This is a genomic window from Bacillus cereus group sp. RP43 (assembly GCF_040459645.1).
Lineage (GTDB): Bacteria > Bacillota > Bacilli > Bacillales > Bacillaceae_G > Bacillus_A > Bacillus_A mycoides_C.
Genome location: NZ_JARVHQ010000001.1, coordinates 4,032,378 through 4,049,590, shown reverse-complemented (window position 1 = coordinate 4,049,590; position 17,213 = coordinate 4,032,378). Strand labels below are relative to the sequence as shown.

Here is a 17,213-nt window from a genome sequence, read left to right as displayed (position 1 = left end):
GAAATCTCATTTTGAAAATCGTAAATCGATGGAAAAAACGCTGTAAAAGATGAATTTATGAAGTGTAGAGAACTTGATAAAGAAGATAAGTGAATTAATTATAATATTAAGGAAGGAAGTGCAACACGATGGATTTTGAAACAGTAATGCAAGAGCTTGAAACTCTCGGTAAGGAACGAACTAAAAAAATATACATATCTAATGGTGCAAAGGATCCACTTTTTGGTGTAGCTACAGGTGCTATGAAACCAATCGCAAAGAAAATAAAAATCAATCAAAGTTTAGCTGAAGAGCTTTATGCTACAGGTAACTACGATGCAATGTACTTTGCAGGCATTATCGCAGACCCAAAAACTATGAATGAATCGGATTTTGATCGTTGGATGGATGGAGCGTACTTTTATATGCTGTCCGATTACGTGGTGGCAGTAACTTTATCAGAATCAGATTTTGCACAAGACGTGGCTGATAAATGGATTGCAAGTGGTGACGAACTAAGAATGTCAGCGGGCTGGAGTTGCTACTGCTGGCTTTTAGGGAATCGAAAAGACAATGAATTTTCCGAAAGCAAGATTGCCAATATGCTAGAAGTTGTGAAAAATACAATTCACGATGCACCAGAACGAACGAAATCCGCTATGAATAATTTTCTAAACACCGTGGGGATTTCATATGTGCCGCTACATGAAAAGGCAGTTGAAACGGCAAGAGAAGTAGGCATAGTAGAACTAAAACGAGAAAAGAAGAAAAGCAGTTTTCTAAATGCTTACGAAAGTATTCATAAAGAACTTGATAGAGGGAGACTAGGGTTCAAACGTAAATATGTAAGATGTTAAAAAAATAGAAGAAACAGCCTTAGCTCTATACAATATAGAGCTCGGGCTGTTTCTTTTTTTACGCTGTTCCAATCTGATCTTGGTCTGCAACGTCCGAATCGAATGTATTTGTTGCACTCACGCCGCTAAAAGTATTGACGACAAATCCAACATTGGAAGCTCCAGACCCGTTATAAGCTTTCGTATTTTCTTTCGGAGACACGTTATAAAAATCTCCTAAGTTGAAAGAGCCGTTACTGTTTTGAACGACAAGATTTCCCACAACCGAAGGCATACCATCCACCTACTTTGCTAAGCTTTTTAATTACTATATGAATTATTTAGAGGAAGGTTCATCAGTAATAAATTGGCGGATTTGTAGCGTGCGAGAATTATTAAAAACATAGTCAACATTGCCGATTTGGAAGCACGCGGAATTTAAAATTGTTCGCAAGTGAACATCATTTACTTCAATAAAAGGGCACTCATTTACAATATTCATTCTTACATCTGTTGTTCGCTTTGGAATTGTAATGTGTTCATCTGTAAAGATTTCAAACGCATCAAAACGACCTTCACCTTTTATATAACAAGGGATTTCTCGATGAACGATAATCGCTCTATTTTTTAATTCTATTTGATTAGAATCCCCGGCCTGGAAGACAGCTGCAACCCCCATAGAAACGATAGAAACATTTTGTACAATTGAAGTATGACGGAGCATAATTTTTCCTCTCCTCAACCTGGAGTCGGAGGGACATCTGTTACTAATGGTACAAATGGCCCCTCGGTAACGGATTCAAATGGCGTATCAAGAATAGAAGAAAGGATGAGAAGGTTTGCATCTCCAATTAAAAATAATGCGGAAGAAGAAACCCCGTTCATTTTAATCTGCCCTACTTTTAACTCACGGTTTACAACATTTAAGTTCATACATACTTACTCCTTTCGGAAATTGCCCGGTATGTGTTGAATAAAGGAAAGGAACGCTTTATCGATATCTTGTTTCATTGCTTGAATAATAACGTCTCGTAAATAATCGGGATCTGTGGAAATACCTTCATACGATTGAACTTGTGATAAATAATACGGAAGTCTATGTTCCATCTGTTTTTTTATGTCATCCACCATCATTTGTCGATACATCTCATCAAGCGGCGTTCTCTCTTCTTGTTCAAAATGGAGAATTCGACTATATGCTTCTTCATCTAAATAGCGATGCATTTCTTGAAGGATACCTTGATAAAAGTCTGGATTTGTTTCTGTTTCAGGATTTACTTTTAATGTTTCTGTATCCACTTGGAAATCTTCAATCTGTTGCCCTTTTGTTGAAAATGGATTCAAGCCAATATTTAAAGTGCCGTTTAAATTTTCTACTTTTAATTGATCGAATTTATATTCCACTTTTCCTATAGAAGAGGAGGGACGACTTTTTAACTCATTAAGCTCTTCTTGTAGTAGGCGAACTTGATCTTCAAGATTTAGAATAGTTTGCTGCTGTATTTGGAGAGCTTGCTGAAGTTGGTGTAGGTAAGTGTATATATCTTGATTCATTTTGTGAAACCTCCTTCTCAATAGGGAGGGTATATATATTCCTGCTATATATTTATGACAAGGATGCCTTAAGAAGAACTAGTTGAAGGTTTAATGGAAATAATTTGTCCTTTCGCACTTAAAGGGCGAAGAGGTTCTGTAAATCCGCCAGTATTTGAGAATTTAGAAAGAGCTTTAATACTACCTGCAGTTCCAATTTGAAAAACGGAAGAGGTCGTAATGCTATCGATTTTAATGCTGTTAATGATGATACTTTGGTTCACATAAAAATTCAATGCAATCGCCTCCTTTAGTTCGAACCAATTATTGCTTGATCGATTACATCTGAATCATTGACAGTCGTTGAGCTTTGATAATTGTAGACAGAGACGTTATCCCCAACGTTAAATGAACCGGCTCCGGCAAAAGCGCGTGAATAACTAATAGGCCTAATCGCAAATACATCTCCAATATGAAAAATACCACTTGATCCAATATTAACGATACGAATATGTCCGACCATAGCTGGCATACAAAACACCTTTCATTTTTTAAATTTTCTTTTCTACTATTGTATGGGCGTTTTCAATAAAATGTGTATTTTTTTGAAATAAAAGAAACACATACGCTATTGCGTATGTGTTTCGAACATTTGAGTGTGCGTGCAATCTGTGTGTATATGCCAAATAACATTTAAGAGCCTGTCCAGTTCTTGGCTACAATTCACTGTTTTTTGAGAAGTCATTCCGTAGCGTTCAGCAAAATAGATCATTTTTTCGCGTTTTTTTTCGATAGCTTGCTCAAACATTGAAATCGGCTCCATCTCTCAATAAATTTTTATGTATATATTTAGTACATATTATACAAAAATTACATAAAAAAGAAACATCTTCGCTAAAAAAAGTATAATTTCTACATTTTATGTCAAATGAAGGGTGAGGAACGAATGTAAGAAGGGAGGAATATTGTAAAAATTAGCGTGCGTGAGAAGGTTTTTTTCTTAAGGATGCGAATACAATTATAGGGTATGAGTTTTAGGATGGAGAGTGGAAATGTTGCGTTTTGTAACGGCGAAGAAAGAAGAAAAGGTATTTGTAGGTATTGTGGATGAAGAGGAAGAAAAAGTATTACATTTAAGAGAAGCGCAAAGACAAAAAGGGGAAAAGGTTACTATCCCAATTACCATGTTAGAGTGTATTGAAAGAGGAAGCGAATGTCTTGAGAAAGTGTGCGACATTGTAAATTGGGCGAAGGAAAATGCGGGATCAGCGTATTATCCGTTAGCAGAGGTGAAAATATTAGCACCCATTCCAAGGCCGAGAAAAAATATTCTTTGTGTTGGAAAGAACTATCGTGAGCATGCGGTAGAAATGGGCGGAGTAGAGTCTATCCCTGAAAATATAATGATTTTTACAAAGGCGCCAACAACAGTGATTGGAATTGATGAGCAAATTAATGGTCACCCTCACGCAACGAATGAACTTGATTACGAAGGTGAACTAGCAATCGTTATCGGTAAGCGAGGGAAACAAATAAAAATAGAAAAAGCTCTTGACCATGTTTTTGGATATACAGTTATAAATGATGTAACTGCTCGGGATATTCAAAGAAAACATAAACAATTTTTCCTAGGGAAAAGTTTCGATACATTTTGTCCAATGGGACCGTATTTAATTCATAAATCGATGGTTAGAACGCCGAATGAATTACACATTGAAACAGTGGTAAATGGAGAAGTAAGGCAAACTTCAAATACGAGAGAAATGATTTTTTCAGTAGAAGAAATTATTTCAACTATAAGTAAAGGCATGACATTAGAACCAGGAGATATCATTGCAACAGGGACACCGGCTGGTGTTGGTAAAGGTTTTACACCACCGAAGTTTTTGCATGCTGGTGATGAAGTTGTTGTTACAGTAGAGGGAATTGGTACGCTAAGAAATATAGTGAAATGAGAAAAGAGCTATCTTGTGAAAAGATAGCTCTTTTCTATGGGCGTGGATTAACGGAGTAATCTATAATGGCGAAAATATACAATCCGATTAATGCTAAAGTGCAAATTCCAATTAGCATAACTGCAAGTGCGCTTCTCTCACGGCCAAAACCGATAATTGTAAGGAAAACAGCAGTCCAAAATGATGTTTTAAGTAGTGTGAATGTATTAGGAGTTGAATAATGACTGAGTAAAGTTGTAGATAATATGAAGCCGATGAATGTCATAGAAATAAAAATTGTAGCTAAATAGTTAATATGTTTACCGTATTTCAATAGCATGCAGTTACCCCCTTTTCGAATAAAACAGAATATTCAATTTTATTTTACGGTAAATTACTAAAAAAAGAAAGAGGTTGTCCTATATTTAGGACAACCTCACTATGATTAAGATAGTACAGCTTTAATTTTTTGGAATGCCCACTCTAAATCTTCTTCAGAGATTACTAGAGGTGGTGCGATACGAATTACATTTTCGTGTGTTTCTTTACATAATAGACCAGCTGCTTTTAATTGTTCACAGTAAGGACGAGCTGGCTCGTTTAATTCGATACCGATGAATAAACCTTTACCGCGAACGTCAGTGATCATTGGGTTATCAATTTCTTTTAATTGCCCAACTAATTTTTCTCCTAATTGAAGAGAACGCTCTGTTAATTTTTCTTCTTCTAGCACTTCAAGAGCTGCGATAGAAACAGCGCATGCAAGTGGGTTACCACCGAATGTAGAACCGTGAGAACCTGGCTCGAATACACCTAAAATGTCGCGGTTTGCTGCAACGCAAGAGATTGGGAATACGCCGCCACCAAGTGCTTTACCAAGTATGTACATGTCAGGAGTTACATCGTCCCAGTCGCAAGCAAATACTTTACCAGTACGGCCTAAGCCTGTTTGGATTTCATCTGCTACAAATAAAACGTTTTCTTTTTTACATACTTCAAGAGCTTCTTTTAAGAAACCAGCTGGTGGAATGTTTATTCCTGCTTCACCTTGGATTGGCTCTAAAATGAATGCTGCTGTATTTGGTGTGATTGCAGCTTTTAACGCTTCTAAATCACCGTAAGGAATTACAATAATGCCAGGAAGCATTGGACCGAAGCCACGCTTGTACTCTTCGTTTGATGACATAGAAACAGCACCCATCGTACGTCCGTGGAAGTTATCTTCACAAACGATGATTTCAGCGCGGTTTGCTTCTACTTTTTTCACATCATAAGCCCAGCGGCGAGCTGTTTTAATTGCAGTTTCAACAGCCTCTGCACCTGTATTCATTGGAAGTACCATTTCTTTATTAGTTAGTTTCGCAACTTTTTCGTACCAAGGACCTAATTGATCGCTATGGAAAGCACGAGAAGTTAACGTAACACGATTAGCTTGGTCAATTAAAGCATTAATAATTTTCGGGTGACGATGACCTTGGTTTACTGCAGAATATGCACTTAATAAGTCCATATAGCGGTTCCCTTCAGGATCTTCTACCCAAACACCTTCTGCTTTAGAAATAACGATTGGAAGTGGATGATAGTTATTTGCTCCGTATGTGTCTGTAAGTTCGATAATATCCTTAGTTTGAATCATGATTGTTCCCCCTTTTGTTATTACAAGAAGTTTGTAAATACTCTAAATATTATAGCATTTAAATGTAAAAAAGCGAAACATTTCCTGAAAATAAATGAACATGTTATCATATAGAGTGAAAAAGTGTGAAAAGAGGAGGTAAGGGATACGATGGTACATATGCATATTACAGCATGGGCGTTAGGTTTAATTTTATTTTTTGTAGCGTACTCTCTTTATTCAGCAGGAAGAAAAGGGAAAGGTGTACATATGGGGCTTCGCCTTATGTACATTATCATTATTGTGACAGGTTTCATGTTGTACATGAGTATTGTGAAGACGGCAACAGGTAGCATGCACATGTGGTACGGCATGAAAATGCTAGCTGGTATTTTAGTTATCGGTGGAATGGAAATGGTTCTTGTAAAAATGAGCAAGAACAAGGCAACAGGGGCAGTTTGGGGATTATTTATTGTCGCGCTAGTAGCGGTATTTTATCTTGGATTGAAATTACCAATTGGCTGGAAAGTATTTTAATTAAAAATAAAACCACCTTATGATCTCAAATGTTTGGGAGATAAGGTGGTTTTTTTATTTTATGTCGCATCGAGATGCAACTCTTCTCCGTTTACTTTCGTAAATCGTAAAATATTTTTATTAGAGGAAGAGTGACGTACGAAATGATGCTGCAATGTACAGATCATTTCTTCATTATCAAACAAAAGAATATTTACTCCTTCGCATGCTTCCTCTTTCGATAAGAATGATAAATAATTATGACAATACATGCAATCGTATAAGGAGTAATTAAGGGATTGCAATGATTCGGTTAATAATGTAAAGACAGAGTCAGGTAACTCCTCAAGCCATTCATTATAGCTAAGAAGTAATTTTTTTCGAATTCTTATCATTTCCCCGTTTTGGAGAGAGTGTTGTTCATTTGCAATTTGCAATATGTCTTGTTCATAAAAACGAGCTGGTAGCCAATTGTTGTTATATAAAATTTCAAAACCATCTTCGGCAATATCTTCTAATAGAAAAGCCTCATCATTTTCATCATCAAAGAATATCCATTCGTTGTTTATATATTCCACATTACCGATTGAATGAGCGCGCGGCTGGTTATACAAAATATGTTTGCGTTGTACCATAGTTCATTTCTCCTTTTATAGAAATAGTTATTCTTGTTATGGACAGTTCGTACGTTCTTTATAACTAGACACATCTAAAGATAGATGGGCATACAATAAAACACGCTTCACACAGTGAAACTGCTATTCCATATATGGATAGTTAGTTATCGTCAAGTTTGTTGTTTTTATGTATCCGCACTCATAGGGTGGGGATTACTGCACGTTCAGAAACAGATATTAGATTAGGAAGGATGATTCTTATGTGCGGGATTACAGGATGGGTGGATTATAAGCGCTCATTAGAAGGGGAAAGGGACATCGTGACGAAGATGGCGGAAACGCTAGCGAAACGCGGTCCAGATGATAATAAAGTTTGGATTAAAGGGAACGTTGCATTTGGGCACAAACGGTTAATCGTTGTAGATCCTGAAGGTGGTAAACAACCCATGACTTGTTTGAAAGATGAAACTAGTTATGCGATTTGCTATAACGGAGAGCTCTACAATACAGAAGATATCCGGAAAGAGTTATTAAGAAGAGGTTATACATTTAAAGGGCATTCCGATACAGAAGTACTATTGGCCTCTTATATTGAATGGAAAGAAGAATGTGTCGATCATTTAAACGGTATATATGCGTTTGCAGTATGGGATGAGAAAAATGAACGAGTCTTTATTGCTAGAGATCGATTAGGTGTGAAGCCACTATTTTATAAATATGATAGCGGACGATTATTATTTGGTTCAGAGTTAAAAGCGATAATAGCGCATCCAGATGTGAAGGCGGAAGTAACGTTAGAAGGTCTGTCAGAAATATTCGGCCTCGGACCATCTAGAACGCCTGGTCACGGTATATATGCTGGTATTCAAGAACTGCGCCCGGGTCATGCAATGACGTTCTCAAAAGACGGTTTATGTATATGGAGATATTGGAATGTGGAAAGTAAAAAACATGAAGATTCATTTGAAGAAACAGTAGAGAAAACTCGTTTTTTATTACAAGATGCGATTACGAGACAATTAGTTTCTGACGTACCATTATGCACTTTTTTATCAGGTGGTGTAGATTCAAGTGCTATAACAGCAATTGCCGCAAAAGAATATGAAAGATCAGGGAAAGGGCCGTTACACACGTATTCTATTGACTATGAAGACAATGAAAAATATTTTAAAGCAAATGCATTTCAACCAAATTCAGATGCACCGTTTATTAACTTAATGACTGAAACGTTTCAAACGACTCACCATCGTTGCGTCATTTCAAATGAATTGCTAGCAGAGTGTTTAACAGAAGCGGTGCTCGTTCGTGATTTGCCTGGTATGGCAGATATCGATTCCTCATTATTATGGTTTTGCCGCGAAATTAAACAAGATTTTGTCGTCGGTTTATCTGGGGAATGTGCAGATGAAATATTCGGTGGGTATCCGTGGTTTTATAGAGAAGATGATTTACAATCAAGTGCATTCCCATGGATGCGCTCTACAGAAGCGCGTGAACAACTTCTGAAGAAAGAATGGAGAAGTAAATTAAATTTACAACAATATGTACAAAGACGCTATGAAGAATCTATTCAAGAAGTTCCTATTTTAGAGGGAGAAAGCCCACTAGAAGCGAAGAGACGACAATTATTTTATTTAAACATGGTATGGTTTATGACAACATTATTAGACAGAAAAGACCGCATGAGTATGGGAGCAAGCTTAGAAGTACGCGTTCCATTTGCGGACCACCGACTTGTCGAATATGCGTGGAATATTCCTTGGGAAATGAAAATGTATAAAAACCGCGAAAAAGGTCTATTACGTAAGGCGTTAGAAGGATTACTTCCAAATGATATATTGTATAGAAAGAAAAGTCCGTATCCGAAAACGCATAATCCGCACTATACGAAAGCGGTCACAGTATGGCTACAAGATTTATTAACGGATAAAGGCTCAATTTTGCATGAATTGTTAGATAAGGAGCAATTGAGCGGGTTGATTGAGTCTGGTGGAAGTGCATTCCAAACGCCATGGTTCGGTCAATTAATGACAGGGCCTCAACTTTTAGCTCACTTAGCTCAAATTCACGTTTGGTTTAAAGAGTATGGGGTAAATATTAAAGAATAGGGAAAAGAGCGGCTTACATTTATGTGAGTCGCTCTTTTTATTAAATAAATTGTCATATAAAATTCAAAATCATATTAGAAATAATACTTATTTAGAATTATTATTTTGACGTATTTATTATTAATTGTTATACTTGGAAACAAATGTTCTTGAAAAAGATTCTCATTTTCAAAAATTGAGGTGTGAAATAGATGGAAAAGAAAAAAATAGGTTTACTCGTAATGGCGTATGGAACGCCAGAGTCATTGGATGATGTAGAAGTGTATTATACACATATCCGTCATGGGCGTAAGCCAACAGAAGAAGCGCTCCAAGATTTAATCGGGCGTTATAAAGCAATTGGTGGAATATCACCGCTTGCGAAAATTACGAAAGAGCAAGCGCATAAATTAACGGATTCAATGAATAATATATTTACAGAGTATGAATTTACTTGTTACTTAGGATTAAAACATATTGCACCATTTATAGAAGACGCAGTAGAAGAGATGAAGAAAGATGGGATTGAGCGTGCGATTAGTATCGTATTAGCACCGCATTACTCTACATTCAGCATTAAAGCGTATAATGAACGCGCGATTCGTCTTTCGGAAAAAATTGGTGGCCCTGTTATTGAACCAATTGAACAATGGTACGACGAATCGAAGTTTATTTCTTATTGGGCAGATCAAATAAAAGAAACGTTTACAAAAGTTAAAGATAAAGAAAAAGCAGTCGTAATTTTTTCGGCGCATAGTTTACCAGAGAAGATTATTGCAGCAGGTGACCCATACGTAGAGCAATTACGGCAAACAGCAGATTTAATTGCTACAGAAGCAGGTGTAAAGCACTATACAATTGGTTGGCAAAGTGCAGGAAATACACCTGACCCATGGATTGGACCGGATGTGCAAGATTTAACGAGAGATTTATTTGAAGAGCATGGATATGAATCTTTCGTATATTGTCCAGTTGGATTTGTGGCAGAGCATTTAGAAGTTTTATATGACAACGACTATGAATGTAAGGTTGTAACGGATGAATTAAACGCCCAATATTTTAGACCGAATATGCCAAATGCACAACCTGTATTTATTGATTGTTTAGCTGAAATTGTTTCCAAAAAAATGAAGGAAATAGTTGACAAAGATTTAGTTTTGAATAATAATTAGTTTATAATAATTTTAAATAAATAATAATTACTATGAAAGAAAGAGGAGGATCCCCCAGATGAATCCAAATAATCGCTTAACAACAAACCAAGGTGCTCCAGTTGGAGATAACCAAAACTCTCGTACAGCTGGTCGCCGTGGACCGGTATTGTTAGAAGACTATCATTTAGTAGAAAAACTTGCACACTTTGATCGTGAACGTATTCCAGAGCGTGTTGTGCATGCGCGTGGTGCAGGTGCTCACGGTGTGTTCGTAACGAAAAACAGCATGAAGCAATATACGAAAGCAGCGTTTTTACAAAATGAAGGAACTGAGACACCTGTATTTGTTCGTTTCTCAACGGTTATTCATGGTCAAGGTTCTCCAGAAACAGCGCGTGATCCACGTGGTTTCGCTGTTAAATTTTATACAGAAGAAGGAAACTACGATATTGTAGGTAACCATTTACCAGTTTTCTTCATTCGTGATGCAATTAAATTCCCAGATATGGTACATTCTTTAAAACCAGCACCTGATACAAATGTTCAAACGCCAGATCGTTACTGGGATTTCATGACGCTAACCCCAGAATCTACACATATGATGACATGGGTATTTTCTGATTACGGTACGCCAGCGAATTATCGCGAAATGGAAGGTTTCGGTGTCCATTCATTTAAATGGATTAATGCAGAAGGAAAAATTGTTTACATTAAATATCATTGGAAACCACAACAAGGTGTACGTAATTTAAATGCGAAAGAAGTGCAGGAAGTGCAAGGAAAAGACTTCAACCATGCAACTCGTGACTTATTCGATGCAATCGAAAAAGGAAACCATCCAAAATGGGATTTACACGTACAAGTAATGCAACTAGATGAAACGGATTCTTTAGATTTCGATCCACTAGACCCAACGAAAGTATGGCCAGAAGATCGTTTCCCGTTAATTGAAGTAGGGACAATGACGCTAAACCGTAACCCGAAAAACTTCTTTGCAGAAGTAGAGCAAGTGGCATTTTCTCCAAGTGCAACTGTAAATGGTATTGAACCATCTGAAGATAAATTATTACAAGGTCGTTTATTCTCTTATCCAGATACACAGCGTTATCGCCTTGGTGCAAATTACTTACAAATTCCTGTAAACTGTCCATATGCAGCTGTTCATAACCAACAACGTGATGGTGCGATGCAAGTGAATCAAAACCCATCTACAATCAACTACGAACCGAGCCGTCATACTGAAAATCCAGTTGAAGACCCAACTTACCGCGATTCAACCATGAAAGTAGAAGGCTATGTATCTCGTGAAAAAATTGAGAAACCAAATGATTTCAAACAAGCAGGTGAGCGTTACTGTTCATTCTCTAAAGAAGAGCAAGCCAACTTAATTGCAAACTTAACAAATGACTTAAAAGACGTAAATGAGCGCACGAAATTATTAGCTGTTTGTAATTTCTTCCGTGCAGATCAAGAGTATGGAATGCGCTTAGCGCAAGCTTTAAATGTTGATATTACGCAATATGTAGGGAATACTCCGAAATAAATAGGAAAAGACGACTGTTAAACGGTCGTCTTTTTTGTGTGTAAAAGATGTTTTACATCAAATGTAAAAAATGTTATACTCTTGTCAAATGAGTTTTACATATAAGGGGTGTGTTTTGATGGATGTTTTGATTTTTATTATTGCATTAAGTGTCTTTTTATTTGTAGTGTTTGCTATTATAAAAATGTTTATAGCGATTGGAAAACAAGGTGATGAACGTGCTACGTTTATAAAAAATAAAGCGATGGCTGAGACATTTAAAATTGCGATGGGGCTAATGGTACTTGAAATGATCCCTTTCATTTATCATCGTTTTAATGAAACGGTAGGAACACCGTTTAATCCAGTTCGCTTTTTAGCTGTAATAGCGATTGCGTTTCTTATTATATTAAGTTTGAATAAAAGTAAATACGGTGATTCGTAACTTATGCAGGGGTATTTTTCGGTTTTGTCATGTCGGAATTTGTTGGTAAATTGATATGTTGTATCAAAACGTCGATATATTGAAAGAATCGCTGATATATTCACATAAATACTGGATGGGGTATACTGCTGACAAGTACAATGAAAAGAGAGGCAATCTACTACCAATAGATTGCCTCTCTTTTTTTAGTTCACTCGCTCAGTATACTCATAAGCTTTCTCCCCATGCATCGAAATATCAAGCCCCATATGTTCCTCATGCTCATCGACTCGAACAGGGAGGAAGAAGTTGATCGCTTTAATAATGGCGTACGTCATTATGATTGTGAATGCATATGTTGCTCCTATTGCTACAAGTTGTTTGAAAAGGAGAGCTGCGTTTCCGTAAAATAATCCGTTAGCGCCATCACCGTTTACAGTAGTAGTTGCAAATAGTCCAGTTGCAATACCACCCCAAGTTCCTCCGATGCCGTGGGATCCAAATGCATCGAGTGTATCGTCGTATCCGAATTTCGTTTTTAAGAAGAAGACAGCGCCAAAGCATAATATACCGCCGATTGCTCCGATAAGAAGAGCGGAGAAAGGTGTAACGAATCCGCAAGCCGGGGTAATTGCGACTAAACCAGAAACAACCCCGCAAGCAGCTCCCATCGCAGTCGGCTTTGATTGGAAGAACCATTCAGAAAGCATCCAAGTTAGAGCTGAGGCAGCTGCGGCTATATTTGTATTAATAAATGCAGTTAAAGCTACGTCATTTAAAGATAATGCGCTACCGACGTTAAAACCGAACCAGCCGAACCAAAGTAAGCCTGCGCCTAACATTGTAAATGGTAAATGATGAGGAGAGGTGCCGCTTATGTTTTTTCGTTTTCCTAGGAAAATAGCTAATACAAGACCGGCAACACCAGATGTGATATGAACGACATTACCGCCAGCGAAGTCTAACGCGCCGAGTTCTCTTAGCCATCCGCCAACGCCCCATACCCAATGAGCGACAGGATTGTAAACGATTGTTGTCCAAAGAAGGATAAAAATAAGAAAGGCAGAAAATCGCATTCTTTCAGCGAATGCACCTGAAATTAAAGCTGGAGTTAAAATAGCGAACATGAGTTGGAACATCATAAATAAATTGTGAGGAATAGTAGATGAGTAGTCTGGATTTGGTGCGTAGGTAACTCCGTTTAGAGCGAACCAATCGAGATTGCCGATAAGTCCGTGCCAATCTGGTCCGAATGATAAAGAATAACCGATAACAATCCATTGAATCGAAACGATAGCCATTGCGCTATAACTATGCATTGTCGTGCTGAGTACGTTTTTACTGCGAACCATGCCCCCGTAAAAAAGTGCCAATCCTGGTGTCATCAACATGACCATTACTGTCGTTACAAACATAAAAACTGTATCTCCCGTATTCATTCTCTCTCCTCCTATGATGTTAGAAGAAATAACATCGACTTGTTATGTTTCATATCATATTCGAAAAAGAAATAAAAATCAACTAAAAATTCAGAAAACTTTTTGGGTTATGTTAGAAAACCTAACATTAGGTATTTTGGAGGAATAAAATCAGCGTATGCGATTTGTTCTGAAAATTGGTATAATATTCTTACAATTGGAAGTTTGGGGGATGCGTGTGAAAAAAATATGGACGAAGGAACTATTCATTTGTTTTTGTTTAGCTGTTATTTTGTTTGTACCAGTACATACTTTTGCGGAAGAAAAAAGGGAATGGCGAGATGAAGTTATATATTCTATTATGATTGATCGCTTCAACAACGGAGAACCGAAAAATGACAAACAGTTAGACGTTGGTAATTTAGAAGGGTATCAGGGAGGAGATATAAGAGGGATTATAAAAAGAGTGGACTACATAAAAGAAATGGGATTTACTACTATTATGCTTTCACCGCTTTTTGAAAGTGAAAAGTATGATGGATTAGGTGTTCGAAACTTTCAAAAAGTAAATGAACATTTCGGAACAGAAAATGATGTGAAAGAACTTGTAAATGAGGCTCACAAAAAAGGGATGAAAGTTGTCTTTCAATTTCCTTATGAAGAAAATGAGCAACAATTAATAGACTCGATGAAATGGTGGATAAAAGAAGTCGATTTAGACGGAAGTTATGTGATACATAGTGAAAAAAAGCCGCGTGCTTTTTGGGATGAAGTGCAAGAGGATTTGCAGAAGGTAAAGAAAGATTTTCACATTATGACAAAGGAAGATAATGAGTACTATAAAAAAATAGTAGAGTCATTTTCAAAAGTAGATATGTCTGTGAAACATTTATATGATGTGAGTGGAAAAGAAGAGGAATTCGCTACGTTTTTAGATAATCAAGAAACAAAGCGATTTGCGCGTATTGCAAAAGAAAATATGTATTACCCGCCGTCTCGTTTAAAACTAGCGATCACTTACTTATATACATCCCCGGGGATACCGAATTTTTATTACGGAACTGAAATCGCATTAGATGGAGGGGATGCTCCAGATAATAGACGATTAATGGATTTCAAGTCGGATGAAAAGTTTATGCAGCACATAACGAAGCTAGGTGAACTTAGACAAACGAGACCATCTTTACGACGCGGTACGTTTGAACTTCTATATGATAAAGATGGAATGAGTATATTAAAACGAAAGTATAAAGATGAAGTAACATTAGTAGCAATTAATAATACGAAAGAAACACAAAAAGTTTCCTTGCCTGTAAGTGCAATTGGTGAAAAGCAAGAGTTAAGAGGCTTGTTAGAAGACGAAATTATAAGAGTAGAAAACGGAAATTTTTATCTCGTTTTAAAGCGTGAGGAATCGAATGTGTATAAAGTTAGTGAAGAAACAGGTGTGAATTGGTTATTTATCTCCTTAATAGTTGGTGTGAACGTATTATTTATTACTTTTTTAATTACGGTTAAAAAGAAAGGGAAATGAGTAACTCTTCTTTTTGGTAGTCCGTTTACAGTTCAAGATGAGGTGAGATATTTGAGGAGAAAGAAGTTGTTCGCTCTATCTTTTTGTCTTCTTATCGTATTCGTAAGTTTGTATTTTTGGGCCAACGGTGACGATGGGGAATTTGTTCAGTGGGGCGATAGTGTTCATTCTGTCGATACAGCGGTTCTTAAGAGAACTAATATTAAATACAAAATTGAAAATGATAAAGTGTATATTCCAGAAAAATCATTTGATAAAGCAATATATTGTTGCTCGTAATAAGTATAAAACCTCCTCTGAATAGAGGAGGTTTCTTTTTATCGGTAGTTAATGAACTGTACGTCGATTGGTAAGTCAACGCTGCGAACGGCTGCGATTACTGCTTGTAAGTCATCACGGCTTTTTGCTGTTACGCGTACTTGGTCATCTTGTACTTGTGTTTTTACTTTTAATTTCATTTCTTTAATGATGTTGTTAATTTTTTTCGCGTTATCTTTATCGATACCTTGTTGCAGAGTTGCACGTTGGCGAACAGTGTTACCAGATGCAGCCTCAACTTTTCCGTAGTCCAAGTTTTTGATTGGAACGTTACGTTTTACAAGTTTAGCAATTAGAACGTCTTTTACTTGGTCTAATTTGAACTCGTCATCAGAAGTTAAAACAAGTACTTCTTTTTCTAATTTGATATCACTTTTACTACCTTTAAAGTCATATCGGTTTTGGATTTCCTTTAATGCGATGTTAATTGCGTTTGTTACTTCAGGTAATTCTACTTTCGAAACGATGTCAAAAGAACTCTCTTTTGCCATAGTTAGCACCTCCAAATAAATTTCTATCTTTTAATGCACCTAAATAGGATATGTAATATACATATTAAAGTATAGCGGAAAATACATCGATTAGATAGAGTGTTGCAACTTAAGTGTTTTGACGGATCATCCGTAGGGTAATATAGTCCTATAGATAAAGTCTTTATTTAATTATAGTGAATTTTGGGCAGTTGGACAAATAAAGGAAAAATCGTGTTATAATTAACTTTTGTTTGGAATGATAAAAAAGATAACTTTATATATATAGAAGGGAATTAAAAGATATGTATTTGCAATTAGGATCGATTGAACAGGTAACTGTTTTACGCGAAACGGAAATCGGATATATGGTTGGAAACGAAGAGGAAGAAATCTTCCTACATAAAAACGAACTAGCTGGAGAAATTGCAGAAGGCGATACAATTGATGTATTCTTATACCTTGATCACCAAAATCGTATTTCAGCAACAATGAAGGAACCAATTATTACAACACATGATTGGAATTGGGTAAAGGTTGTAGAAGTTATTCCTAGTTTAGGTGTGTTTGTTGATATTGGTGTATCAAAAGATATACTAATTCCACTTGATGAGTTTCCAATTTATATGCCAGTATGGCCAGAAGTCGGCGACGAATTATATTGTACGTTAAAATTAACGAATCGTGATCGTTTAATTGCTCTTCCGGCAAGAGATAGTGATATGCAAGAAATTATCGTAGATGCAACGCCATCTATGCGTAATAAAAACGTAAATGGACGTGTGTATCGCTCACTTCAAGTTGGTTCATTCATACTAACTGACGAGCATTTCCGTGCTTTCTTACACCATACAGAAAGAAAAGAACAAGTCCGCATCGGTGAGCGCGTAACAGGTCGTATCATTGACGTAAAAGATGACGGTACAATCAACATTTCACTTCTTCCTCGTAAAGAAGAAGGAATGGAAGATGATGCAGCAGTACTTTATGCATATATGGAAGAACGAGGCGGAGCGATGCCGTTTTGGGATAAGAGCCACCCAGAAGACATTAAAGAACGTTTCAACATGAGTAAAGCTGCATTTAAGCGTGCACTTGGTAAGTTGATGAAAGAAGAGAAGATTTACCAAGAAGAAGGCTGGACTTACTTTAAGAAATAAAGTGGACTAAAAAGAACTATCTTTTCTCTAAATTTATTAGGGAAGAGATAGTTCTTTTTGCGTTCAGTAAAAGTTAGAAATATTGATAGAAGATGA

The 17,213-nt window shown here is 36.7% G+C and carries 22 protein-coding genes; 10 read left to right on the top strand and 12 right to left on the bottom strand.

From position 1 onward, the window contains the following. The first annotated feature begins 128 nt into the window (after positions 1–128). On the top strand, positions 129–836 hold the full coding sequence (locus tag QCI75_RS21160; protein ID WP_144505931.1) for a DNA alkylation repair protein: 708 nt from the start codon (positions 129–131) through the stop codon (positions 834–836). Positions 837–894: 58 nt separating this feature from the next. Here QCI75_RS21160 and gerPF read toward each other — a convergent pair whose 3' ends face one another. The 7 genes from gerPF to QCI75_RS21125 form a co-directional block, all read right to left on the bottom strand. Then, positions 895–1,110 (bottom strand): spore germination protein GerPF, encoded by a 216-nt coding sequence (gene gerPF / locus QCI75_RS21155; protein WP_001141570.1) that lies wholly within the window; start codon positions 1,108–1,110, stop codon positions 895–897. A 42-nt stretch (positions 1,111–1,152) separates the two neighbouring features. Further along, positions 1,153–1,539, bottom strand: coding sequence for a spore germination protein GerPE (locus tag QCI75_RS21150; RefSeq protein ID WP_144505932.1), 387 nt, complete (start codon positions 1,537–1,539; stop codon positions 1,153–1,155). A 14-nt stretch (positions 1,540–1,553) separates the two neighbouring features. Next, on the bottom strand, positions 1,554–1,748 hold the full coding sequence (gene gerPD, locus QCI75_RS21145; protein ID WP_001052805.1) for a spore germination protein GerPD: 195 nt from the start codon (positions 1,746–1,748) through the stop codon (positions 1,554–1,556). A gap of 6 nt (positions 1,749–1,754) precedes the next feature. Continuing rightward, positions 1,755–2,369: a spore germination protein GerPC gene (gerPC, locus tag QCI75_RS21140; protein ID WP_144505934.1), complete on the bottom strand. Its 615-nt coding sequence runs from the start codon at positions 2,367–2,369 to the stop codon at positions 1,755–1,757. A 68-nt stretch (positions 2,370–2,437) separates the two neighbouring features. Beyond that, a complete protein-coding gene (gene gerPB / locus QCI75_RS21135) occupies positions 2,438–2,644 on the bottom strand; it encodes a spore germination protein GerPB (RefSeq protein WP_002116962.1) in 207 nt (68 codons plus the stop codon). Between the two features lie 14 nt (positions 2,645–2,658). Next, entirely contained in the window at positions 2,659–2,880 is a 222-nt protein-coding gene (gerPA, locus tag QCI75_RS21130; protein WP_001111190.1) for a spore germination protein GerPA, read from the bottom strand. A 96-nt stretch (positions 2,881–2,976) separates the two neighbouring features. Then, positions 2,977–3,156: an aspartyl-phosphate phosphatase Spo0E family protein gene (locus QCI75_RS21125; RefSeq protein ID WP_144505935.1), complete on the bottom strand. Its 180-nt coding sequence runs from the start codon at positions 3,154–3,156 to the stop codon at positions 2,977–2,979. A gap of 244 nt (positions 3,157–3,400) precedes the next feature. Between QCI75_RS21125 and QCI75_RS21120 the strand changes: the two genes are divergently transcribed. Continuing rightward, entirely contained in the window at positions 3,401–4,303 is a 903-nt protein-coding gene (locus QCI75_RS21120) for a fumarylacetoacetate hydrolase family protein (RefSeq protein ID WP_070141250.1), read from the top strand. Positions 4,304–4,337: 34 nt separating this feature from the next. Here QCI75_RS21120 and QCI75_RS21115 read toward each other — a convergent pair whose 3' ends face one another. Further along, entirely contained in the window at positions 4,338–4,622 is a 285-nt protein-coding gene (locus tag QCI75_RS21115; RefSeq protein WP_002149887.1) for a hypothetical protein, read from the bottom strand. A gap of 105 nt (positions 4,623–4,727) precedes the next feature. Continuing rightward, a complete protein-coding gene (rocD, locus tag QCI75_RS21110) occupies positions 4,728–5,918 on the bottom strand; it encodes an ornithine aminotransferase (protein WP_000616647.1) in 1,191 nt (396 codons plus the stop codon). Positions 5,919–6,068: 150 nt separating this feature from the next. Here rocD and QCI75_RS21105 point away from each other — a divergent pair, with 150 nt between their 5' ends. Then, complete coding sequence (locus QCI75_RS21105) at positions 6,069–6,434, top strand: YisL family protein (protein ID WP_002201404.1); 366 nt, start codon at positions 6,069–6,071, stop codon at positions 6,432–6,434. A 59-nt stretch (positions 6,435–6,493) separates the two neighbouring features. On the opposite strand, the gene QCI75_RS21100 is transcribed toward QCI75_RS21105, so the two are convergent. Further along, positions 6,494–7,048, bottom strand: a complete 555-nt coding sequence (locus QCI75_RS21100; protein WP_144505936.1) for a DUF2777 domain-containing protein — start codon at positions 7,046–7,048, stop codon at positions 6,494–6,496. Between the two features lie 242 nt (positions 7,049–7,290). On the opposite strand from QCI75_RS21100, the gene asnB reads away from it, so the two are divergent. The 4 genes from asnB (at position 7,291) to QCI75_RS21080 (ending at position 12,238) form a co-directional block, all read left to right on the top strand. After that, positions 7,291–9,138, top strand: coding sequence for an asparagine synthase (glutamine-hydrolyzing) (gene asnB / locus QCI75_RS21095; protein WP_353761112.1), 1,848 nt, complete (start codon positions 7,291–7,293; stop codon positions 9,136–9,138). 191 nt (positions 9,139–9,329) lie between these two features. Beyond that, entirely contained in the window at positions 9,330–10,289 is a 960-nt protein-coding gene (hemH, locus tag QCI75_RS21090; protein ID WP_144504106.1) for a ferrochelatase, read from the top strand. Between the two features lie 58 nt (positions 10,290–10,347). Continuing rightward, a complete protein-coding gene (gene katB, locus QCI75_RS21085) occupies positions 10,348–11,814 on the top strand; it encodes a catalase KatB (RefSeq protein WP_144504108.1) in 1,467 nt (488 codons plus the stop codon). Between the two features lie 118 nt (positions 11,815–11,932). Then, the gene (locus QCI75_RS21080; RefSeq protein ID WP_000382767.1) at positions 11,933–12,238 is read left to right on the top strand and encodes a hypothetical protein; all 306 of its coding nucleotides are present in this window, start codon (positions 11,933–11,935) and stop codon (positions 12,236–12,238) included. Positions 12,239–12,423: 185 nt separating this feature from the next. Here QCI75_RS21080 and QCI75_RS21075 read toward each other — a convergent pair whose 3' ends face one another. Next, entirely contained in the window at positions 12,424–13,656 is a 1,233-nt protein-coding gene (locus QCI75_RS21075; protein WP_353761111.1) for an ammonium transporter, read from the bottom strand. A gap of 157 nt (positions 13,657–13,813) precedes the next feature. On the opposite strand from QCI75_RS21075, the gene QCI75_RS21070 reads away from it, so the two are divergent. Further along, positions 13,814–15,169: an alpha-amylase family glycosyl hydrolase gene (locus QCI75_RS21070; RefSeq protein WP_353761110.1), complete on the top strand. Its 1,356-nt coding sequence runs from the start codon at positions 13,814–13,816 to the stop codon at positions 15,167–15,169. Between the two features lie 51 nt (positions 15,170–15,220). Beyond that, the gene (locus QCI75_RS21065; RefSeq protein ID WP_353761109.1) at positions 15,221–15,448 is read left to right on the top strand and encodes a hypothetical protein; all 228 of its coding nucleotides are present in this window, start codon (positions 15,221–15,223) and stop codon (positions 15,446–15,448) included. 38 nt (positions 15,449–15,486) lie between these two features. On the opposite strand, the gene QCI75_RS21060 is transcribed toward QCI75_RS21065, so the two are convergent. Next, the gene (locus tag QCI75_RS21060) at positions 15,487–15,978 is read right to left on the bottom strand and encodes a YajQ family cyclic di-GMP-binding protein (RefSeq protein ID WP_001051113.1); all 492 of its coding nucleotides are present in this window, start codon (positions 15,976–15,978) and stop codon (positions 15,487–15,489) included. 284 nt (positions 15,979–16,262) lie between these two features. Between QCI75_RS21060 and QCI75_RS21055 the strand changes: the two genes are divergently transcribed. Beyond that, positions 16,263–17,117, top strand: coding sequence for a CvfB family protein (locus tag QCI75_RS21055; RefSeq protein WP_144504116.1), 855 nt, complete (start codon positions 16,263–16,265; stop codon positions 17,115–17,117). Positions 17,118–17,213: the final 96 nt, after the last annotated feature.